This window comes from Cupriavidus sp. UBA2010 (assembly GCF_002335265.1).
Lineage (GTDB): Bacteria > Pseudomonadota > Gammaproteobacteria > Burkholderiales > Burkholderiaceae > Cupriavidus > Cupriavidus metallidurans.
Map to the genome: position 1 here is coordinate 167,183 of NZ_DDCI01000012.1, position 22,773 is coordinate 189,955.

Consider the following 22,773-nt stretch of genomic DNA (forward strand, 5'->3'; position numbering starts at 1 on the left):
TCCATGGCCCGCGATCTCTTCAAGCTCCGCGAACACTGCGACCAGCTACTGCTGGGCATGCGTAACGACCGCATGTCGTGGTGGACGCACTGGCGCGAGATCGCGGACTACGTCATCCCGCGCCGCTACAAGTGGCTGATCACGCCGAACCAAGGCAACCGCGGCTCGCCGATCAACCAGCGCATCATCGACAACACCGGCACCATCGCGCTGCGCGTGCTGGCTGCCGGCATGATGTCCGGCATCACCTCGCCCGGCCGCCCGTGGTTCAAGCTCGCCACGGACAACAGCGACCTGAACGAGATGCCGGCCGTGAAGCTGTGGCTGGGCGAGTGCCAGAAGCGGCTGGCCACGGTGTTCGCTGAGTCCAATTTCTACACGTCGCTGGCCACGCTGTACGGCGATCTGGGCGCCTTCGGTACGGGCGTCATGATCATGTACCAGGACTACGACGACGTGATCCGGTGCTTCAACACCTGCGCCGGCGAGTACTTCCTGCAGAACGATGATCGCCAGGACGTGAGCACGATGGGCCGCGAGTTCGTGCTGACGGTCAAGCAAGTGGCTGAGCAGTTCGGCCTAGAGAATTGCAGCGAGACGGTCAAGGCTGGCATCAGGACGGGCGGCGCCGCGCTGACCCGCGAGATCCGCGTCGGCCACCTGATCGAGAAGAACAACGACATGGTGCCGGGCGCGCCGGGTGCCGACGGCATGCCGTGGCGCGAGGTGTACTGGGAGATGGGCACCGGCCAGAATCTGGTGCTGCGTACCCGGGGATTCCGCACCAAGCCCTTCATCGCGCCGCGCTGGGACATCGTCGGCAACGACGCCTACGGCCGCTCGCCGGGCATGGATGCGCTGGGCGATATCAAGTCCCTACAGGTCGAGCAGAAGCGCAAGGCGCAAGCCATCGACAAGCACGTGAATCCCCCGATGCTGGCCGATGTGTCGCTCAAGAACGAGCCGGCCTCGATGCTGCCTGGTGGTGTGACCTACGTGGCTGGCAATGGTGGCATCGGCTTCAAGCCGGCCTACACCGTGGCGCCGGACTTTTCCGGGCTGGTCGAGGACATCAAGGAAGTTCAGGCGCGGATCAAGGCGACGTTCTTCAACGATCTCTTCATGATGATCAGTCAGCTCGACACGGTGCGCACGGCCACGGAAGTGGATGCCCGCCGCGAGGAAAAGCTGATCCAGCTCGGGCCCGTGCTGGAGCGCTTCGAAAACGAGGCGCTGGACCCAGCCATCAATACGGCTTTCGACGTGATGCTGCATGGCGGGTTGTTTCCCCCTGTGCCGCAGGAACTGGCCGGCCAGAACATCAAGGTCGAGTACATCTCGATGCTCGCCCAGGCGCAGAAGGCAGCCAGCACGGCTGGCATTGAACGCCTGATCGCGGTGGCCGGCAACATGGCCGCAGCCAAGCCGGAAGTGCTCGACAACCTCGACTTCGACCAGATCATCGACGACTACGCTGACCTGCTGGGCGTCTCGCCCAAGTCCGTGGTGTCGATCGAGAAGGTGCGACAGATCCGCGCCCAGCGCAACGCGCAAGAGCAGCAGCAACTGGCGCTGCAGAACAGCATGGCCGCTGCGCAGGGTGCCGAGACGCTTTCCAAGACCGACGTGGGCGGTGGCCAGAACGCCCTGCAACGCATGGTGGCAGCATGAGCGAGAAGATTTTCGACCTGAAGGACCTGCGCAAGCTGATCCGTCCCGATGCCGATGCGCGCGACCGGCGCCTGTTCGAGATGCGCCAGGAGCAGGAGGCCGCCGAGCAGCTTGCCGAGGATCGCGCCAAGGACGTGAAGATGGGGCCGCCGCCTGATGCGCAGCTCGTCTACAACCACCCGACCCAGACCATGGGCGTGGCCATTCGTGGCGCGCGCCGTGTCTGCCCGCTGCCCAAGGGATATGGCGGCCCAGGCACTGAACTCGCCATGCTCCCCGGCAACCGGCTGATCGTCATCAGCCCGGACAAGTCGCCGCTCGAAATCGATCCACAACTGGGCACGACCCGGAGGCTGTGATGGCAACGCTACCGAACCCGAAACCCGCAGGCCCGAAGGGACCAGCCATGCCGAGCGCCAAGGTCACGGCGCCGCTGTCCGGCAAGAACGGCGAGCCCGCGCAGACGCGCGACACGTCCGATCCGTGGCTCGGCACCAAGGGTGGCGGCCCGACCGACAAGGACGTCAGCAAGGGCAGCATGGGCAAGACCGCGCGCGAGGATGCCAAGGGCTCGAAGAAGACGGCCGGCATCAAGGACAACCCGGGCGAGGGCAAGGAATCGGTGATCTCGCGCACGGCCCTGAAGCACAAGACGCCGGCGCAGACGATGTATCCGAAGCTGAAGTCGCGGGACGACTGACCATGCCGCTCGACAAATCCGGCTCCAAGGCGAGTGTTGGCAAGAACATCAAGACCGAGGAGGCCGCTGGCAAGCCGCGTAAGCAGGCCATCGCCATCGCACTGAATACCCAGCGGGAGGCGAAGAAGTCGCCCGCTAAGACGCTGTATCCCAACCACAAAGGAGATTGACCGTGGATCAATTGGACGCCCAAGCTACCAACGGCGGGCACATCATCGAACGCGTCGGCGACGTCGCGCCGGTCTACCTGAGCGAGAAGCTCGGGCGAGACTACGGCGCTGGTCAGTACGGCGGGTGGACGACCGAGCGCGATCAGGCGACGGAGTACACCCAGGAGCGGGCGGAGGCGATCATTGCCCAGCACCTGCCGTATCAATCCCCGTTCTGCAAGGTGGTGGCCAAATGAAAATCATCGTCGCCGAGCTCGTGATCAAGATCCCGTTGGTCTGTAAGAGTGTAGAGGCCCTAGAGAATACGGTAGATCACTACCTGCAGAGACTGCAGCCCTTTGGGCCAAGTTCCGAAATTAGCCACACACTCGCCTCAAAGGAAGTGGAGGTGACGCTATGAAGCGCGTTGCGATCTGCATCCCCTCCACCGACATGGTCCATGCGGACTTCGCCATGTCCCTCGCCGCGATGGCCTACCGCGCCTCCGGCTTCACGCAGGGCGGACAGTCGTTCGAAGCCGTGCCCATCGCGCTCATCAACACCAAGGGCTCGCTGGTGGCGAACAACCGCAACCGGCTGGTCAAGGAAGCGCGCGAGCTCGGCGTCGACTACATCCTGTTCCTCGACAGCGACATGGTCCTGCACCCGGACACGCTGCGCCGGCTGCTCTCCCACGACAAGGACATCGTCGGCGGGACGTACATCCAGCGCGAGGAACCGCACCGGCTGCTGGGCAAGACCGTGGGCGGCCAGCTTCTGCACGACGCGATGTCGCAGCAGCAAGTCGATGGCGCCGGCTTGATGGAAGTTGGCGCGCTACCGGGCGGCTGCCTGCTGGTCAGGCTGAGCGTGTTCGATGATGGCCCGACGCTGCCATTCCAGACGCCTGCCCACCTTGAGAGCGGCGCAGAACCATGGATCGAGGGCGAAGACTACTTCTTCTGCCGCTGGGCGCGCAATGCCGGACACCAGGTCTGGCTGGACTGGTCCGTCTCGTTCCACCTGCGCCACATCGGCCAGGCGCACAACGCCATCCCTGCCGTGCAGGTCCAACCGGAGGAAAGCAATGTCATCGTCCACTGACATCGAGCAGTACGACGACGTCGGCGATCGCGCCTCCGTCAAGGAGAAAGAAAAGCGCGCCAAGGCCCGCGAGGCTCGTCGTGTCAATGGCCTGAAGCAGATCATGGGCAGCGCTGACGGCCGGGTCTGGATGTGGGAGTTCCTGTCGAACTGCGGCCTGTTCGCGGTCGTCTTCAACGGCAACTCGAAGGACTACTTCAACCTGGGCCAGCGCAACGCGGCCATGCCGATCCTCACCGACATCCAACGCCTCTGCATGGACGAATACGTGCAGATGGTCAAGGAGAATGCAAATGCTGCTTAAGCGACTGCTCCACCGTTATGTGCTCATGAACGAAGCTGGTGGCGCTGCCGATGCTGGTGGTGGCCCTGCGGCCGCACCTGCTGCCACGCCTGCTGCTGACACTGGCGCTCCGGCCGCAGCCCCGGCTGCCGATCCTGGCCTGACGCCGCCCGAGAGCCTGCTGAACGACAAGCCGGCCGACGAGACGAAGCCCGAAGACAAGCCAGCGGATAAGCCGGAAGACAAGCCGGCCGACGACAAGCCCATCGAATACGAGGCATTCAAGCTGCCCGAGGGCATGACGCTCGACGAGGCAAAGCTGGGCGAGTTCAGCAAGCTGGCCGCCGATGCGAAGCTTCCGCAGGAGACTGCGCAGAAGCTGGTCGACATGTACACGGCCGAGATCAAGCAGATCACCGAAGCGCCGTATCGCGCGTGGACGGATCTGCAAAACCAGTGGCAGGAACAAATCAGGAACGACCCCGTCATCGGTGGTGCCGACCTCGACAAGAACCTCGCCGCAACGAAGGCTGGCATCAAGAACCTCCTGGGGGAAGATGCTGGCAAGTTCTTTGAAGCGCTCAACATGACGGGCGCTGGCAACAACCCGGACATTGTTCGCGGCCTGTTCAAGGCGGTAGCCCCTCACGCACCCGCCACACCGGTACGAGGCAATCCAGGCAGTAGCACCAAGACTGCAGGGGCGACCCTGTACCCGCAGATGGCAGGGCTCGGCAACGGGCACGAAGGCTAACCCTCCACGTCGAGAATCGAAACGGCCTCACCTTGACACGGCCAACCGATGACGACTCAAAGCAAGGAGAACTGACCATGCAAACTTAGGAGTTACACCATGGCAATCATCGGGGGCACCGCCCTGACTTACGCCGATTGGGCGAAGCGGATGGACGACGACGGCAAGGTCGCCACCATCATCAATCTGCTGTCGCAGACCAACGAAATTCTGGACGACATGCTCGTGGTGGAAGGCAACCTGCCGACCGGCCACAAGACGACCGTACGCACCGGCCTTCCGGCCGCAACGTGGCGCCTGCTGAACTACGGCGTCGTGAAGACCAAGTCCACGACCGCACAGGTCACCGACAACTGCGGCATGCTCGAGTGCTACAGCGAAATCGACAAGGACCTGGCCGACCTGAACGGCAACACCGCCGAGTTCCGTCTGTCGGAAGACATGGCCTTCCTCGAAGGCATGAACCAGCAGATGGCCAGCACGCTGTTCTATGGCAACGTGACGGTCAACCCCGAACGCTTCATGGGCCTGGCACCGCGCTACAACACGGTGACCATTGCGAACTCGCAGACGGCTGCCAACGTGATCGATTGCGGCGGCACGCTGTCGACGAATACCTCGGTGTGGGTCGCCTGCTGGGGCCCGAACACGCTGCACGGCATCTTCCCGAAGGGCAAGATCTCCGGTCTGCAGCACCGTGACCTGGGTGAGTGGCCGCTGACCGACGCGAACGGCAACCTGTATCAGGGCTACCGTACCCACTTCAAGTGGGACATGGGCCTGACCGTGCGCGACTGGCGTTATGTGGTGCGTCTGGCCAACATCGACGTCTCGCTGCTGTCGGGTGGCTCGGCCGCCAACCTGATCAACGCCCTGATCCGCGGCGTGCACCGCCTGCCGACCGCGCCGGTGCGTGTCTCGACGGAGCAGAAGTCCGATGCACCGGATGGCGGCATGATGCAGATGGGTCGCCTGGCGATCTACTGCAACCGCACGATCCGCACGTACCTGGACATCCAGGCCGTGAACAAGACCAACGTCCTGTTGCGTCTCGAAGAGTGGGAAGGCAAAGCCATCACCACCTTCCGCGGCATTCCCATCCGCACGGTTGACGCGATCCTGTCGACCGAATCCCGTCTCGTTTAAGGAGCGATGCCATGATCATCGATGGAAACCTCGTGTTCGACGGCACGATCGCCACGTCGGGCCTCGCTGGCGTCAATCAGTTCGCCAGCGGCGCCACCACCACCAGCACCAACACGATCGACTTGCTGAACGCCCGAGACCTGGGCGACGGCGGCGATTCGATGAGCGGGAACCTGACTGTCAGCTTCCTGATCACCACGGCATACGCCGGTGGCACGTCGGTGAACTTCCAGCTGCAGGGTTCGACCGACAACGTCACGTGGACTACCTACAGCGAGACGGGCGCGATTGCGATTGCCTCGCTGACGGCAGGCCAACGCCTGGCGCTGAAGATGCCCTCGGTGAACCCGGATGCTGGTCCGCCCCCGCGCTACCTGCGCACGGCCTACGTGAACGCCGGTGCCAACACTGCTGGCGCCGTCATCGCACACCTCAGCACCCCGGACGATAACCGGTACTACAAACCGGGCATCGTGGTTAGCAACTAAGCGCCACCACCGGCCCGGCCAAGCGCCGGGCCTTCTCTTAACCCTCAGGAGATTCGCAAATGTCCGACACCGTTCAAGACAAGGACCTGGTCAACAACGAAGCACCGCAATACCGACTCACCGAACAGGCATACATCGATGACAAGTTGCTGGAAATCGGCTCGGTCATCGAATACAAGGGCATCCCCGGCCACCACATGGAGCCGATCAATGCCGCTGCCAAAGTCGCCAAGAAGAAGGCACCCAGCTATCTGGACCCGATCCTGGCCATGACCTCGGTCAACTAAGGAGCAAGACATGGGCGTTTTTGTAGCGGGCGGCGCAGAGCAGGCCCAATCCGTCGTCACCGGCACACTGGGCGCGGCGAATGCTGCGAGCGCCCAGCTTGCGCTGCTTGGCAACTTCAACGTCGCCGTCTGGGGCGTCTTCACCGGCACGGTTTCCGTGCAGTGCTCGTTCGACGGCGGCACCACGTGGGTTCCGGTCATCAACAAGCGCACCGGCAGCGTGATCACGTTCACTAGTCCCGGCGCCCTGCAAGAGGATGAGGTCGAGCCTGGCGTCTATTACCGCGTGCAAATGACTGCCTACACCAGCGGCAACGCGAGCTATCGCATCTCTGAAGGCGCACAGGCTGGCCGCGTGGAGCGACTGTCATGATGAAGATCGTCGATATGGCACGGGACGAGGACTTCACCGGCCCCGATTATCCGGAGCCGAGCCCCTATCCCTGCGGCCTGCGTCTCAGCCTGAACAAGGAAGACATGGAGAAGCTTGGCATCGACGAGATGCCGAAGCTCGGCGATCAGGTCTGCTTCTATGTCTGCGGCGAGGTCGTGAGCACTTCCGAGTCTAGCGAGTACGGTGAGTCGAAGTGCCTGGGCGTGCAGATCCAGCAGATGGCACTGGAGGAACCGCCCGAACAGGAGATGGAAGAAGACGCAGCGGCCGAGCGCGGTGGCTTCAAGGAAGCGGCCAACAAGCTCTATTCGAAGAAGGGGTAAGCGATGGCATCGCAGGTCGGCATTGCAAACATGGCGCTGGATGTGATCGGCACGCGCTCGACGATTGCTGCCCTCAACGAGGGGAGCGCCGAGGCCAACGCCATCAATCGGCACTGGGACAATGCCGTCGCCTCGGTACTGCGCGCGGCGCACTGGAATTTCTCCCGCAAGCAGATCCCGTTGACGCTATTACAGGATGGCACGGCTGGCGGCACAGTCCCGACGCCGTGGCTGTACGAGTACGCGTATCCCAGCGACTGCCTACTGCTTCGCTACCTGCAGCCTCAGATCCAAGTGCAGCCCGTGCCGGCGCCCGGTACGCCTTCTCCCGTCGCGGCAGTCGGTCCACCGGTGCGCTTCATTCTTGGCACCGACAACGACGTCAACGGCAATCCGACCAGCGTCATCCTGACCAACCAGCCGCAGGCGGTTGGCATATACACGTTCCGCAACACCAATACGGCGATGTGGGACGAGTTGTTTGTGCAAGCCCTGTCCGCTTACCTCGGCGCCCGGGTGTGCATCGCGCTGACCGGCGACAAGGCCATGATGAAAATGGCGTTCGACATGGCGATCAAGTACGTCATGGACGCGCGGGCCATCAACGGCAACGAGGGCATCACCGTGATCGACAGCATCCCAGACTGGATGCGCGTGCGCGGCTACGCGTCGGACTGGGCGTGGCCAGATGGCGGCCTGTATTCCTACGGACCGCAGAACCTGACCCTGATCACCTGACATGGCCCAGCCAGTAATCCTTCCCTCGTTTGGCGCTGGCGAGCTGGCGCCGTCGATGTATGGTCGCGTCGACCTGGCGAAGTACCACGTCGGCGCGGCGCGTCTGCGCAACTACTTCGTCGACTATCGCGGCGGCGCTTCCTCCCGCACCGGCACGCAGTTCGTCGGCCAGGTTAAGGACAGCACCACGCCGAACCGGCTGATCCCGTTCCAGTTCAACACCCAGCAGACCTACGCGCTGGTGTTCGGCAATCAGTCGTTGCGCTTCGTGACGAATGGCGGCTATGTGCTGGAACCGATCACGGCCATCAGCGGGATCACACAGGCGAGCCCCGGCGTCGTCACGGACAACGCGCACGGCTACAGCAACGGGGATCTGGTGTTCCTGTCTGGCATCGTTGGCATGACGCAGCTGAACCAGCGTTACGCCATCATCACCAACGCAACGACGAACACCTACACCCTGACGGACATGTACGGTGCGCCGATCAATACGGTCGCATACGGTGGCTACCTTTCCGGTGGGAGCGCCGCGCGCGTCTACACGATCAGCACGCCATATGCAGCAACGGACCTGGCATTGCTCAAGTTCACGCAGTCGGCCGACACCATGACGCTGACGCACCCGAGCTATTCGCCATACACACTGAAGCGTCTCGGTAACGCCAACTGGCAACTCGCCGCGGTCACCTTCCAGCCGTCATCCGCTGCGCCCACGGGTGCGGCCGTGGCGTTCCAGAACAACGGTACTGGGACGGCCTATCCGAACACGCAGTATGGCTATGTGGTGACTGCCATCGTCAAGGGCGTCGAGAGCCTGCCGTCGACTACGGCTTACAGCACTAGCCTCGCGCTGGGGCAGAACGTGGGCGCACAGAACAAGGTCACGTGGAACTCTGTGACGGGTGCGACGCTGTACAACATCTACCGCACGCAGGAGAACCTCGGATCGAACGTGCCGCAGGGCGCGCTGCTTGGGTACATTGGCTCGACGACGCCGGCCGGGACGAACTCGTTCATCGACGACAACATCCTGCCTGACTTCACGCGCTGCCCGCCGCAGGCTTACAACCCGTTCACCTCGGCAGGTAATCCGGGCTGCGTGACCTATTACCAGCAGCGCCAGGCATTCGGAGGCATGGCCAATGCGCCCGAGCAGATCGACTTCTCGAAGTCGGGCGACTTCTTCAACATGGATTACTCGATCCCGTCGAAGGACAACGACAACATCGAGATCACGATCGCCAGCCAGCAGGTGAATGCCATCAAGCATCTGGTGCCGATGCAGAGCCTGATCGCGCTCACCTCCAGCGGCGCCTGGAAGATTGACGCGGGGAGCACGGGAACTGCAATCACCCCACAGCAGATCCAGGCGGTCCCGCAAGCTTATAACGGCTGCAGCGACGTGCCGCCGCTCATCATCAACTACGACATCCTGTATGTGCAGTCGAAGGGCTCGATCGTGCGCGACCTGTCGTACAACTTCTATGTCAATGTCTTCACTGGCACCGACATTTCGCTTCTCGCCAACCATCTGTTCTACGGTCATCAGATTACCGAATGGTGCTATTCAGAAGAACCGTTCAAGCTCGTCTGGTGCGTGCGCGACGATGGCGTCCTGCTATCGCTGGCGTACCTCAAGGAGCAGGATGTCTACGCATGGTCGCACCACGACACGGATGGCCTGTACAAGAGCATCTGCTCTGTGAGCGAGGGGCAGGAGAACGCCGTCTATGTCATCGTCGAGCGGCTCGTGAATGGCCAGTACCTGCAGTACATCGAGCGCTTCGCCAGCCGGCAGATGGGGGGTGACCCGACTATCGGTCTGCCTGCCGACCCTAGCCGCGCCTGGTGCGTCGACGCCGGCCTGCAGTATCCGCTCAACAAGCCGAACGCCACGCTGACGCCTGTTGCGCCCAGCGCCGTTCCTGTGATCTACGGCGTGCACGTGATCGACGGGGGGCAGAACTACAGTGCCAGCACAGTCATCAATGTGGTGGACGATACCGGGTCAGGGGCCGTGCTGGTCCCAACCATCGTCGGAGGCGTCATCACCGCAGTCACGCCATCGCAGCAGGGGACGAATTGGACCAATCCCACGTTGACGGCATTCGACCCGACTGGCGCAGGATCCGGCGCAGCGCTTCAGGCGATCCTCGCAAGTCCCGTCACGATGAACGCGAACGCTGCCGTATTCGGCTCTACGCAGGTGGGAGATATCGTCCGGGTCAATGGCGGCGTGGGCGCGGTTCTCTCTATTCCGGCGCCATCGCAGATCATCGTGAACATCACGAGCGAGTTGGCGAGCACATGGCCGGCTGTAGCGGGCACGTGGTCAGTGACGACTCCTGTCACTTCGATCAGTGGCCTTGATCATCTGAATGGGCAAGTCGTCTCGATCCTGGCGGACGGCAACGTAGCGCCGCAGCAGACAGTGGTGAATGGTTCAGTCACGCTGGACCGGGCATATAGCGCGATCACGGTGGGGCTGCCGTTCACCTGCCAGTTGCAAAGCCTTTACCTCGATGTCCAGTCGCAGGACGGAACAATCCAGTCAAAACGCAAGACCATCCCGGCTGTCACCGTGCGTATGCAGGACACGCGTGGCCTGAAGGCTGGGCCGACGTTCGACAGCCTGGTCGAGATCAAGGAATGCACGAACGAGCCCATGGGACAGCCGATCATGCTTTACACCGGCGACAAGCGCGTTCCGCTCCCGGCCAATTACAACGTCCCGGGCCAGATATGCGTCCAGCAGGACGATCCGTTACCGTCCACGATCCTGGCCCTGATTCCGGAAGTGGTTATTGGAGACACGCGATGATCGGCAAGATCGTAGCTGCCACCGCGGCGCACGCGTACCAGATGGCGCCGAACATGCGCGAGGCGGAGGTGCGCGAGGTTAAAGACGCTTATGGCATGACGCCGCTTGACGTGCTGCTGATGGAGGTCAAGCGATCTTCCGTGGCGTGGGCATGGGTGGTCCATGGTGAGGTGGCATGCATGTTCGGCATCGCGTCACAGGCCGCGTTGAGTGATTTCAGCTATCCATGGTTCCTGACTACGCCACTGGTTGAACGCCACAGCCACCAGTTCGCACGGGCTTGCAAGAAGCTGTTACCGGAACTGCTTGAGCATCACCCGCGCCTGATCGGCCGGGTAGACGCAAGATACGTGGAGTCGGTGCGCTGGTTGGAATGGCTGGGCGCGAAGTTGGGTGACCCGGAAGAATGGGGCGTCTCGCGAGCGCTGTTCCGTCAATTCGAGATAGGAGCCTGACATGGGCGCAGCAGCACTTGTACCCGTAGCACTGGCTGTCACGGCGGTAGGCGCTGGCGTATCGGCATATGGCGCCATTCAGCAGGGACAGGCGGCTAAGGCCGCGTCCGCTTATCAGGCGCAGGTGGCCCAGAACAACGCCACGATCGCGGGGATGAACGCGAACGCCGAGATCGAGAAAGGGAACCAGCAACTCCAGGCGCAACAGGAACAGGCCGCCCAGCATCATGGGATGATCCGGGCGGTCATGGGGGCCGGTGGCGTCGAGCTGGACAACGGCAGCGCATTGCGCAATCAGCAGGGTATGGCGCAGGTTGACCAACTCAATGGCGCGACGATCGTCAGCAATGCCGCGCGCGCTGCGTGGAACTATCGGAACCAGGGCGCGAATTATTCGGCACAGTCCCAGCTTGACACCATGCAGGGGAACAACGCAGCGACTGCTGGCTATATCGGCGGCTTCTCGTCGCTACTGAGTGGGGCCGGCCAATTCGGGCGGGATTACAACAGCTTCAGGACCAGTGGGGCCTTGACCTGATCATGCCAGTCCTGCCGAAACTCGAAACGTCGCAGAGCATCTTCAGCACCGGCGCGCTCGCGCCGCAACAAATCAGCGCCTCGCCTGACGCCTTCGGCGCGCAGATCGGACAGGCCGCACAACAAGCCGGCCAGAGCCTGCAGAAGGTCGGCAACGATGCAGCCCAGATTGCCGAGGCTCAGCAGGCCATCAAGAACGAAACGGACGTCAACGACCAGTACTACAAGGTTACGTTCCCAGCGATCACCGATGCCACGCAGAAGTACATGAGCCTGCAGGGCAAGGCCGCTGTCGACGCGCTGCCCGAATACCAGAAGCAACTTGAGGACATCCGCGAGCAGCAGCGCGAGCAGCTCACCAATCCGATGCAGCAGCGCATGTTCGACAGCATCGCGCGCAAGACCATCGCCTTCAACGCCGACGGCGCGGCGCGGCACGCCACCCAGCAGCAGAAGGTCTACGAGGACCAGACGTCATCCGGGCTGGTCTCGACCTACCAGCAGACGGCCGCCCAGCACTGGAACGACCCGAACGCGTTCAATGGCGCGCTCGCCTCGATCATTTCCGAGCGCACCACGCACGGCATCTACAGCGGCCAGCCGGTCGAGTACGTCAATGCGCAGATCCAGAAGGACGTAAGCGCCTCGTGGATCGACCGACTGAAGGGCATCGCCGCGGCGGGACAGGCATCGACCGCGCTATCGCTGCTCAAGGATGGCGAGAATTGGACGGATGGCGCCGGCAACAGCCGGCATACGGACGTGCGGGGCCAGATCCTGGCGCGCGACTTGCCGGCCATCCAGTCGGAACTGTCGAGCCAGGCGGCCGACCAGATCGGCGTGCAGTATGGCAACGCAGCCACCAGCCCGACCGCGACGCCGGGGAGCGGGTCGCTGGGCGTGCGCAACAACAACTTCGGCAACCTGAAGGACGCCAAGACCGGCCAGTTCCGCCAGTTCTCCACGCCGCAGGAAGGGATGCAGGCGGCCGATGCCAACCTGCAGGCGTACGGGACCAAGCACGGTATCGACACGATCCAGGGTGTCATCAATCGCTGGGCGCCGGCGTCCGACAATAATGACCCGCAGAAGTACGCCGCCACCGTGGCCAAGGCCGTGGGCGTGGCGCCGGATGCCAGGATCGATCTGAAGGACCCGGCCGTGCGCACCAAGGTGCTGAACGCCATGTTCGACGTCGAGTCGCCAGGCTGGCGCAAGGCTGTGAACCAGCAACCGGTTGGCGCCGCGGCCGGCGCGGTCAGCGGAACGCTCCCGGTGGGCAATGCCGCAGGCGTGCCAAACGCCGCCGCTATCGCTCCGCAGCCGGTCGGGCTCGCGCAAGACCCGGCGACGATGAAGGCCAATCAGGAGGCGACAGCCGAGCAGGCACGGCAGCAGGCCCAGGCCCACGTGCTGCAACTGACTGGCAACCCTCTGGCGGCCAAGCGTGCCGGGGACGTGGCCGCGGCGACTGTGGCCGGCAATACCAATGCGGTCATCGCCCAGCAGCAGGCACGGCAGCAGGCCGCCAGCGGCGAACTGGCCAAGTCGCTCTCTGGCGATCCGGTGTCTGGCGCAAAGCCGATCACGTCCTTTGCCGATCTGGTCGCGAACCCGGTGGCCTATGCTCAGTACAGCCAGCTGTCGCCGGCCGGACAGGCGGCTGTCACCGAGCGCCTAACGAATCCGGGCACGCTGAAGATGACGCAGGACTCGCTTGATACCTACTACCGGCTGCGCGGCCAAGCGGCGAACGACCCAGAGACGTTCATGAAGGCGGATCTGTCGCAGTACTTCGGCAAGATCCCCGAGCCGCAATTGATGCAGCTGATCAACCAGCAGACCAGCGCGGCCAAGCGCGACGTGAGCCAGCAGAACAAGGACCTGAACTGGTCGCGCGCCAAGAGCAACGTAGATGACATGCTGCGCCCGCTGGGCCTGGGATCGGTGGTCAAGAAGACCGACGAGACGAACCTGAAGCGTACCGAGCAGTTCTATGGGAAGTTTCAGGAGGCGCTCGACGCCTACCACGACGCCAACCAGAAGTACCCGGACACTTCGACCACGCGCAAGATCGCGGGCTCGCTGCTGGCCGAAGGCACGCAGGATTCCGGCCACTGGTACACGTTCAACGACAAGATTTCGGCCTTCGAATCGACTGATCCGACGAAATTCACGGCGAAGATTCCCGATGAGCAGAGGCCACAACTGGCGGCTGCCTACCAGCGCGTTATGGGCCGCGCGCCGACCGATGACGAACTAGGCAAGTGGTACACCGCCTACAAACTGTCCCAACGCAAGGGCAAGTGATGGCCGACGATTTCGAATCCTTCCTGCAGCAGAACGCCACGCCGGACGCCAGCCAGCCGCCGAAAGTGCCAACTTTGGCACCAGAGTCCGCGCCCGCGACCGACTCGTTCGAGGGCTTTCTGCAGGGCCAGAAGTCGCAATACATGCGGGACACGACGCAGCGCGCGCAGGCGGTGGCCGTTTCCAATAGCCCGGCCAGCGCTGACGCGGCCGGTAAGGCTGCCCGGATCGGGCGCCAGATTAGCGTTCCCCAGGCTGCCGTCGAAACGGACCTGCCGCGCTACGAGGCGCAAGCCAAGGCGCAGGACAATGCCCAGGTCCTGGCCGACGATCCGAAGTTCGCCCAGTGGGTAGCGGGCAATCCGGACAGCGCTCGGGTGGCGCAGGACGACTTCAGCAGCATGTCGACGATCGGCAAGATCGTGAGCGGCACCGGTGATATGGCGTTCGGCGCGTTCCGCGGACTCGGCAGCTCCATGAACTCGGCCGCGCTGGCGGTCAACCGGGCGCTAAGCCCCATCGCCAAGGGTGTCGATCTGGTCGCCGGATCGCATGCGGCCGACTGGTGGTACGAGAACATGGTGAAGCCGCGTGAGCAGGCGCAGCCATTCCTCACACCGCCGCAGGAAGCATCGTTCGGGGTGAAGGCTGCCGATACGGTTGGCAGCATGCTCGGCACGCTGGCGCAGATCGTGCTAACCGGTGGCGCTGGGGAAGCACCGGCCGCCGCGCAGGCCACAAAGACGGCGGTGGAAGGGATCGCCGAAGCGGTGGCGCACGGCTCCCGCGCGATGGTATTCCCCTCGCTGACCGCCGCAGTCAACACAGGAAAGGACGTGTACGACCAGACCGGCGACCTCGGGCAGGCCGTGCGCGCGAGCCAGATGGCCTATGCCACCACCACCTTGGGCGGAATCGTGCCGCTGGGGGCGCCGGGGGGATTGGGCACGCGGCTGGTGACTGGCGCCGTCTCCGGTGCGGTCACGGGTGAGGTGTCGCGCCAGGCGATGAATCTGGTTATGCCGCAGCAGCAGAGCTTCGATCATGAACAGTTGATCCTGTCGGGCCTGGGCGGCGCGGTGATGTCCGGCGTGATGGGTCCGCGCGCGTTGAACGACGGCGTGCGCCAAGCCTATGCCGATAGCCTGCAGGCGGAAACGGCCGAGCGTGGCGGCAATGCGATCGCCAAGTTGAGCGAGCTGGCGGCCGGATCCAAGCTACGTGAGCACGACCCGGACGCCTTCCATGAGTACGTCAAGCAGGCCGGCGAGGACGGCGCGTTGACCGATGTCTATGTCGACGGCAACGTGCTGGCAGAGGCCCTGCACCAGTCAGCGATCGACCCGAACAATATGCCCGGTCTGCCCGAGCGCATGAACGAGGCGCAGCGCACAGGCGGTGACGTGCAGATTCCGATCGAGGACTACGCCACTCACATCGCCGGCACCGACGTCGACAAGGCCATTCTGCCGAACCTGAAGGTGGAAGAGGGCGGCATGACCTATGCCGATGGGCAAAAGTTCTTCGAGGGTGCCAAGGAAGATATGGTCACCCGGGCCCAGGAGATCGCCGATCAGCACCAGCAGGAAGCGGCCGGTGACGCTGAGGTGAAGGCCATCGGCGACAAGCTCTTCGAGCAGATGCAGGCCACGGGCCACTTCCCGGATGACGTCGCTCGCGCAAGTATCGCGCCCGTAACCGAGTTCTACCGCACCATGGCCGAGCGCGTCGGGATGAAGCCTGGCGAGCTGTTTGAGAAGGCGCCGCTACGCATCGTCGGCGAGGACGTCGGCGGCGGACTGGAGAAGGCCGGCGACCGGGGCGCGTTCAATCCGGACACAAACACGGTCGCGCTCCTGCAGCATGCCGACCTGAGTACCTTCCTGCATGAGTCCGGGCACTTCTTCCTGTCGACGCTGGGCGACCTGTCCGCCCGTCCAGACGCGCCACCGCAGATCCGGCAGGACATGGAAACCGCCATCAAGTGGATGGGCGGTAAGGATCTGGCAGATTGGCAGGGCCGCACGCTCGAGCAGCAGCGCGATATGCACGAGAAGTTCGCCCGCGGCTTCGAAACGTACCTGATGGAGGGGAAGGCGCCGAACGCCGCGCTGCAGTCACTGTTCTCCCGCTTCCGCTCCTGGCTGGTGAACGTGTACCGCAGCATTTCCGGCCTGAACGCGGAACTCACCCCGGAGGTGCGCGGCGTCTTCGACCGGCTGCTGGCCAGCGACGACGCGATCCGCCAGACCGAGCAGCAGCGCGGCTACTTCCCGCTTGACCTGTCTAAGAGCGGCGCGACCGAGCAGCAGCTCTCGGACTATGCCGCGCTCGGGCAGCAGGCCACAGCCGATGCCGTCAGCGACATGCAGACCCGCAGCCTGCGAGATATGAAGTGGGCGAGCAATGCCAAGTCCAAGGCGCTCAAGGCCATCCAGCGCGAGGCCAACGATGCGCGCAAAACGATCCGCGACGAGGTGACCAAGGAGGTCAGCAACGAGCCGACCGAGCGCGCCCGCGAATTCCTGAAGTCCGGGAAGATTCTGGACGAAAACGGGAAGGAGGGCCCAGACTTGCGCCCGCTCGGCTCCGGCGATGCCAAGCTGAATACCGAAGACGTGAAGGTGATGTACCCGGAGAGCATGCTCAATCGCCCGGATCTGGATCGCTTGCGCGGTATGACTAGCAAGAGCGGCATGCATCCCGACATGGTGGCTGAGATGTTCGGCATCGGCAGCGGCGACGAGCTGGTGCGCAACCTGATCGACGGTGAGAAGCCGGCCGACAAGATCGCGCGCCTGACCGACGAGCGCATGCTGCAGCGCCACGGCGAACTGGTCGACCCGGCTGCCATCGATGCCGCGGCGAACGAAGCGGTGCACAACGAGGCACGCGCGCGGTTCATGGCCACCGGCCTGAAGATCCTGGCCAAGTCCCCCATCCCGGCCCGGGAACTGGCGCGCGCCGCTACGGAAGCTGCCGAGACGACCATCGCCGCCAAGCGCGTGCGCGACGTCAATCCGCGCCAGTACGAGGTAGCCGAGGCCAAGGCTAACAAGGAAGCTATCGCGCAGGCGCCGAAAGACCCGGCCGCTGCCCTGCAGGCCCAGCGCCAGGCGCTGCTGTCCAACAGGCTGGCCAAGGTTGCGCGCGACGCGCAGACGCAGATCAAGAAGATCGTGGACGCTCAGAAGCGCTACGACCGCGACAGCATCCGGGCGAAGATGGATCCGGACATCCTCGATCAGATCGACGCGCTGCGCGAGCGGTTCGACTTCCGCCAGGCGCCGCCAGCCGGCCCGACCAAGGAGCAGGTGCAACTGCAGACCTGGGTGGATACCCAGAAAGCCTTCGGCTACGCGCCGGTCCAGCATCCCGACATGCTGAACCCGTCGGTCCGTATGCATTACAAGGACATGACGGTCGAGCAGTTGCGCGGCTTCAATGACACGATCCGCAGCCTAGAGCAGATCGCCAAGGAACGAAAGTCCGTGACGGTCGAGGGCAAGAAGATGGATCTGGCCGAGGTCGTCACCGGCCTGGTCGGCAAGATGAAGGCACGTGGCGAGAAGTTCACCACGGCGGAACTGGTCGACAAGCCGCGCGCCGGCGTCGATCCATTCTTCAAGGTGGCGCTGGACCGGATGGCGTCCTTCCTGCGTGCGTCGGCCGCCGAGTTCAAGGGCCAGCAGTTCAAGGCCAACCAGTTCGACATGCACGAGGTCATGGGGCCATTCACCAAGGCCATCTTCGAGCGCGTGTTCGATGCCAACTACCGGAAGGTCGATATGCTCAAGAGCCTGTCGATGGAGTTCCGCGCGGCGGCCGACAAGCTGGGCGTCGACTGGCAGAAGGGGCTGCTGGATGTCGTGCCGAACAGTCGCCTGCTGGACGCCGACCTGACGCATGAACAGGGCCAGCCGGTCTACCGGCGTCTGACCCGCGGCGATATGCTGGGGATTGCGCGCCATGTCGGCAACGAATCGAACTTCGAGAAACTGACCAAGGGCATGGGCTGGGAACCCAGGGACGTCTGGGCCTTCCTCAACGAGCACATGACCGCCAAGGACTGGCAGGCGACGCAGGCCACCTGGGATGCCTTCGAGAAGCACTGGCCGCAGATGGTCGAAATGAACAAGCGGCTGGGCAACGTCTCGCCCGACCACATCGAGCCACGCGCCTTCAGGACTGCCGGTGGTGTCGACATGAAGGGCGGCTATGCGCCGATCGACTACGATCCTCTGCGCTCCAAGCTGGCGGTGAAGAAGGCGGACGCATCGGCCATCAACCCGAGCGAAGGGCTGTTTGGCCGCGGCTACTTCCGCGCCGACACCACGACGAACGGATCGCTGAACGCGCGCACGGGCTATGTCGACCGGCTGGATCTGGACTTCCACTCGATCGAGAAGCGACTGCACGACACCATCCACGACCTGGCCTACCGCGAGGCGCTGCTCGACGTGCACAAGATCCTGAGCGATCAGGACTTCCGTCGCCAGTTCCTGCTGTCCTACGGCCCGGAGCAGTACAAGTCGATGCAGCAATGGGTGGGCGATCTGGCCAACGGCCAGAACTCCGATGCGCAGATGAGCCGGCTGGGCCAGATTATGAATGCCACCCGGCGCATGGTGGTGGCCAACGGCATCGCGCTGCGTGTCTCCACGGTGCTCAAGCACGGCGGCGCGGCTGGCCTGAAGTCGCTGGGCTACTTCAGCGGCGGCGGGGAGAAGTACTTCGCCGCGCGGGTGGCCAAGATGGCGACGGACAATGCCGGCCAGATACAGGGCGCCATTGAGAAGTTCCCCGAGATCCGCGCGCGCCTGATGCAGCAGGACCGGGATTTCCGTCAGACATCGTCTTCCCTGTTCCAGCCCGAGAGCCTGCACGCCAAGGCCGAGCGCTTCGGCCACGCCGCGGTCGCCTACTCGGACATGATGACAGCCGTGCCGACCGCCTGGGCGGCCTACGACCGCGCGATCACCGAGGGCGTCCCCAAGAACCGTGGAGGCACTGGCAAGCCCATGAGTGAGGAAGATGCCGTGCGCTATGCCAGCCAGATCGTACGCGAGGCCCACAGCAGCAACATCGAGTCCGCGCGGTCGATGATCCTGCAGGACAAGAACGAGGCCGTGAAGATGTTCACGACGCTCTACGGCTTCATGAACAACTCGCTCGGCCAGCACATGGACATCGTCGACAAGTTCCGCACGGCCGGATTCAGCAAGCCGGAGGTGCTGGCCCGCTACATGATGGCCATGATCGTGCCGGCGCTCTGGACCGGCATGGTGCACAAGCCGGACAAGGAAGAATCCTGGGCGCACTGGGTAGCCGGGTCGATCACAGGCGAATATGCGGCCATGGTGCCGATGCTGCGTGAAGCATGGTCTGCGCTCGAGGGTCACAGCTCGGCCGGCGTGCCCTCGTACATGAGCGTGCTGGGCGCGATCGGCAAGCCGTTCGCTGACCTCTACAAAGTCGCCAAGGGCGACGAGGTCAAGGCCCCGATCAAGGATCTAGGTAACGCGCTGGGCCTTGCAATTCCCGGCCTCGGACAAGTGGGCACGACGCTACAATACGCAGCGGATGTGCATGAAGGGAAAACCAAGCCTCACAACGTCGTCGAAGCCTTCCGAGGCTATGCGATGGGACAGAACAGCGATTGATTTTTTGATAAACCAGCACTTGCGCTAGCCGGCTACACCTTCACACAGCCCACCGCGCAACCGCAAGGCAACCATATAGGTGGCTGCCTTGACGATTTCGACGACATCCAATGAAGTGGTCGCCCAAGGGAATGGGATCACGACCAGCTTTAACTTCAGTTTCCCGGTCCAGCTCGCGTCCCATTTGCTGGTCTACTACACAGACGCGACCGGCGCGCAGACACTGCTCTCCCCCGCCTCCTACTCGGTGACCGGCGTCGGCACGGCCAACGGCGGGAGCGTGACCTATCCGCTCTCTGGCAGCCCGATTGCGACCGGCACCATCCTGACGATTCAGCGCATCGTCCCGTATAAGCAACTGACCGACATCGTCAACCAGTCCGGCTTCTATCCGAACGTGGTGGAGAATGCGCTCGATTATCTGACGATGGAGGTGCAGCAACTGGCGCAGATGGCGCAGCTCTCGCTGAGCGTGCCATTCAGTGCCACGGTGCCGAGCCTCGTCCTGCCGGGCACGAAGGGCCGCGCGCTTGGCCTGGTCGGCTTCGATGCCAATGGCAACGCCATCATCTATCCGGTCACCGCGAGCGTGGGGGCCGGCAACCTGATTAGCGAAGGGCCGTTCGTTGCCGGCACGAACTTCACGCCAGGCACCACGACGACGCTGACGCTATCGCAGTCCTACGGCACGGCCGCCAATGTGCAAGTGCACTTCGATGGCACCTACCAGGGGACGGACCAATACACCCTGAATGGCGCGCAGATCATTTTCAATGTGCCGATTCCGGTTGGGGTCAACAAGGTCTATGTGGTCGGCGGCACGACGCTTTCCGCCAACCTCCCGTCCTCCGGCTCGGTCGGGGATGCCCAGATCAACTGGGGTGGGATTCTGAACCGGGTTGTTGATAGCATCGCCGCCCTGCGCGCCCTGAGTTCCGGCTCCCACAATCGCGCATTCGCAACCGGCTACTACGGCGCGGGCGACGGCGGTGGCGGCGCCTACTGGTACGACCCGACCGATACCACCAGCACCGACAATGGCGGCACGATCATCGTCGCGGGAGACGGCGCGCGCTGGAAACTCATCACGCAGGGCTTCCTCGCGCCAAAGCAATTCGGCGCGCGCGGCAACTGGAACGGCACGACCGGCACCGATGACTCGGCGGCGCTACAGGCGTGCTTCACCGCAGCGGCTGCCGCTGGCCTCTGGGTCGATGGCGGCAATGCGGCCTACCTCGTGCTCTCGAACATCACGGTCACGGCCAGCGCCTTCAAGCTGCGTAACTGCCGCTTCGCTCTGGGCCCTGACTACACCGCCCAGGCGCAAGTCGCGATCAACTGCGGCACGGTCGAGCTTCGGTCCATCTACGTGGACGGGGGGCGCGGCACCTACAAGACTGGGAATGAGGCTTGGGTTACCTTTGCCAGTGCAAACGGTTACGGCAGCATAGAACCCGCATATCAGCCGTTCATTAATGTGAACAGCTACGGCGCCGGCGCTGCAGCGCAGGCTAACATCGATGCGGTCCATTTCGTGAACATGTTCGCCGTGGCGTGCATCAACATCGGCACCTATGGCACGGTGCAGATCTCGAACTGCATCTATCGCAACATCGCGAACTGCACCTTCACGGTCTACCACTCTCCGGACAATGGCACGACCGTCGCCGGGCGTACGCAGGTCAATAACGTCTACGCCGAGAATGTGGGCCTGCTGCCGACGACGTTCCTTGTGGGCGGCGTATCGACCAATTTCGCCACCTCCACCGCCTTCCCGCAAGGCTCCTTCAACTTCCTGGTGAGCTTCGGGGATTACAGCATCTCCAATGCCGTGGTGTGGAACTACGGGGCCACGGCGATCACGTCTGATCGCAATACCACCTTCAATGGCAGCAACATCTATGTGTTGTGTACGGCCGCCAACGCTGTCAGCAACAACCCGTCCGGCGCCATATGGGATGAAGCCTGCGGCCGATTCACTTTGACGAACGCAGTTGTAGACATCCGGGCGCGCGACCCGCGAGACTATGCGCAGGACTCGTGCGCGCTGCAACTGTTCGTTCTCGACAACCAGCAGGTCGACCTCACCAACATCATCGTGAAGGGGAACGTCAGCACGGCGGTCGCCAACCGTGCCTTCCGCGGCTCGTTGTTTGGCTCGTCGGCAGGTCAGGTCATCAACATCACCAACGTGCACATCGATGGCTTGTACGTCGCCAATGCCATCAACTTCGCACTGTCACCAAACTCGGTCATCGACGCGCGTATCCGCATGTCACAGGTGTACGTGGCCTCCGGCGTCTGCAATTTCGATCAGCCTAATGTGCTTGAGCTGACGAATATCCAGACCTCTGGCGATGTCACCATATCGACCTCCGGCAACCATGGCATTACCGGTGCCGTTGCAATCGTCAGCCTGCGCGACAGCAACATCAATAACTTCTCTTGCACGACAACTGTGGCCGGCACGATCACGGTCGATGACAACGAGACGATCAACGGCAACGTGTCGATCAGCACTTGCACTGGCCAGGTATCGGTATCCGGCAATAAGGCAATCGCCGGCTCGATCAACTTGAGTTCCGGCAATCCGACGATCGGATCGTTCTGCATCGCCAACAACGCCTACGTGGTCGGAATCACGACGGTCACGTTCGCCCGCAGTGCGATAGTCAACGGCAACCACACCACGCGCCGCATCGAGATCAAGGACGTGCAGACGTTCAACGTCACCGGCAATACGGCAAAGACCAACACTTCCGAATCGATCATCTGGATCAATCCGGTCACGGCAGCAAACATCCTGGCCGGCGTGATCTCCAGCAACAACGTGCTGATCCAGACCGGCACTGTTGGCGCTGGGTTCGTGACGATTGGGGGCGGCGTTACCAACGTCACCGACGTGAACAACAACAAGGTCACCACCAACTGGAGCTAAACCATGAAG

At 63.2% G+C, this 22,773-nt stretch carries 20 protein-coding genes; all 20 read left to right on the forward strand.

Translation table 11 applies throughout. The features are described from left to right. Positions 1 to 3 precede the first annotated feature (3 nt). The 20 genes from B2246_RS08155 (at position 4) to B2246_RS08250 (ending at position 22,764) form a co-directional block, all read left to right on the forward strand. Positions 4 to 1,671 carry a portal protein gene (locus B2246_RS08155; protein WP_286882107.1) on the forward strand — a complete coding sequence of 556 codons (1,668 nt, stop codon included), beginning with the start codon at positions 4 to 6 and terminating at the stop codon, positions 1,669 to 1,671. Next, the gene (locus tag B2246_RS08160; protein WP_286882106.1) at positions 1,668 to 2,030 is read left to right on the forward strand and encodes a hypothetical protein; all 363 of its coding nucleotides are present in this window, start codon (positions 1,668 to 1,670) and stop codon (positions 2,028 to 2,030) included. The genes B2246_RS08155 and B2246_RS08160 overlap by 4 nt, the downstream gene beginning before the upstream one ends. Beyond that, positions 2,030 to 2,371 carry a hypothetical protein gene (locus B2246_RS08165; RefSeq protein ID WP_286882105.1) on the forward strand — a complete coding sequence of 114 codons (342 nt, stop codon included), beginning with the start codon at positions 2,030 to 2,032 and terminating at the stop codon, positions 2,369 to 2,371. Before B2246_RS08160 ends, B2246_RS08165 begins: the two co-directional genes overlap by 1 nt. A 2-nt stretch (positions 2,372 to 2,373) precedes the next feature. After that, entirely contained in the window at positions 2,374 to 2,541 is a 168-nt protein-coding gene (locus tag B2246_RS08170; protein ID WP_286882104.1) for a hypothetical protein, read from the forward strand. Positions 2,542 to 2,543: 2 nt separating this feature from the next. Then, on the forward strand, positions 2,544 to 2,777 hold the full coding sequence (locus B2246_RS08175; protein WP_286882103.1) for a hypothetical protein: 234 nt from the start codon (positions 2,544 to 2,546) through the stop codon (positions 2,775 to 2,777). 160 nt (positions 2,778 to 2,937) lie between these two features. Beyond that, positions 2,938 to 3,624 carry a glycosyltransferase family A protein gene (locus B2246_RS08180; RefSeq protein ID WP_286882102.1) on the forward strand — a complete coding sequence of 229 codons (687 nt, stop codon included), beginning with the start codon at positions 2,938 to 2,940 and terminating at the stop codon, positions 3,622 to 3,624. Continuing rightward, complete coding sequence (locus B2246_RS08185; RefSeq protein ID WP_286882101.1) at positions 3,608 to 3,928, forward strand: hypothetical protein; 321 nt, start codon at positions 3,608 to 3,610, stop codon at positions 3,926 to 3,928. Before B2246_RS08180 ends, B2246_RS08185 begins: the two co-directional genes overlap by 17 nt. Next, complete coding sequence (locus tag B2246_RS08190; protein ID WP_286882099.1) at positions 3,918 to 4,661, forward strand: hypothetical protein; 744 nt, start codon at positions 3,918 to 3,920, stop codon at positions 4,659 to 4,661. Before B2246_RS08185 ends, B2246_RS08190 begins: the two co-directional genes overlap by 11 nt. 99 nt (positions 4,662 to 4,760) lie before the next feature. Continuing rightward, a complete protein-coding gene (locus B2246_RS08195; protein WP_286882098.1) occupies positions 4,761 to 5,807 on the forward strand; it encodes a major capsid protein in 1,047 nt (348 codons plus the stop codon). 11 nt (positions 5,808 to 5,818) lie between these two features. Continuing rightward, a complete protein-coding gene (locus B2246_RS08200) occupies positions 5,819 to 6,295 on the forward strand; it encodes a Bbp16 family capsid cement protein (protein ID WP_286882097.1) in 477 nt (158 codons plus the stop codon). Positions 6,296 to 6,354: 59 nt separating this feature from the next. Continuing rightward, the gene (locus tag B2246_RS08205) at positions 6,355 to 6,582 is read left to right on the forward strand and encodes a hypothetical protein (RefSeq protein ID WP_286882095.1); all 228 of its coding nucleotides are present in this window, start codon (positions 6,355 to 6,357) and stop codon (positions 6,580 to 6,582) included. 10 nt (positions 6,583 to 6,592) lie between these two features. Continuing rightward, positions 6,593 to 6,955, forward strand: coding sequence for a hypothetical protein (locus tag B2246_RS08210; protein ID WP_286882094.1), 363 nt, complete (start codon positions 6,593 to 6,595; stop codon positions 6,953 to 6,955). Next, on the forward strand, positions 6,952 to 7,299 hold the full coding sequence (gp10, locus tag B2246_RS08215) for a capsid staple protein (RefSeq protein ID WP_286882093.1): 348 nt from the start codon (positions 6,952 to 6,954) through the stop codon (positions 7,297 to 7,299). The genes B2246_RS08210 and gp10 overlap by 4 nt, the downstream gene beginning before the upstream one ends. A gap of 3 nt (positions 7,300 to 7,302) precedes the next feature. Further along, complete coding sequence (locus B2246_RS08220; protein WP_286882092.1) at positions 7,303 to 8,037, forward strand: hypothetical protein; 735 nt, start codon at positions 7,303 to 7,305, stop codon at positions 8,035 to 8,037. Between the two features lies 1 nt (position 8,038). Further along, entirely contained in the window at positions 8,039 to 10,861 is a 2,823-nt protein-coding gene (locus tag B2246_RS08225; protein WP_286882091.1) for a ubiquitin-activating E1 FCCH domain-containing protein, read from the forward strand. Further along, entirely contained in the window at positions 10,858 to 11,316 is a 459-nt protein-coding gene (locus B2246_RS08230; RefSeq protein ID WP_286882090.1) for a hypothetical protein, read from the forward strand. Before B2246_RS08225 ends, B2246_RS08230 begins: the two co-directional genes overlap by 4 nt. A 1-nt stretch (position 11,317) precedes the next feature. Continuing rightward, entirely contained in the window at positions 11,318 to 11,854 is a 537-nt protein-coding gene (locus B2246_RS08235; RefSeq protein WP_286882089.1) for a virion core protein, T7 gp14 family, read from the forward strand. A 2-nt stretch (positions 11,855 to 11,856) separates the two neighbouring features. Further along, positions 11,857 to 14,163: a hypothetical protein gene (locus tag B2246_RS08240; protein ID WP_286882086.1), complete on the forward strand. Its 2,307-nt coding sequence runs from the start codon at positions 11,857 to 11,859 to the stop codon at positions 14,161 to 14,163. Continuing rightward, positions 14,163 to 19,826: a hypothetical protein gene (locus B2246_RS08245; RefSeq protein ID WP_286882085.1), complete on the forward strand. Its 5,664-nt coding sequence runs from the start codon at positions 14,163 to 14,165 to the stop codon at positions 19,824 to 19,826. Before B2246_RS08240 ends, B2246_RS08245 begins: the two co-directional genes overlap by 1 nt. Positions 19,827 to 19,914: 88 nt before the next feature. After that, entirely contained in the window at positions 19,915 to 22,764 is a 2,850-nt protein-coding gene (locus tag B2246_RS08250) for a hypothetical protein (protein ID WP_286882084.1), read from the forward strand. Positions 22,765 to 22,773 lie beyond the last annotated feature (9 nt).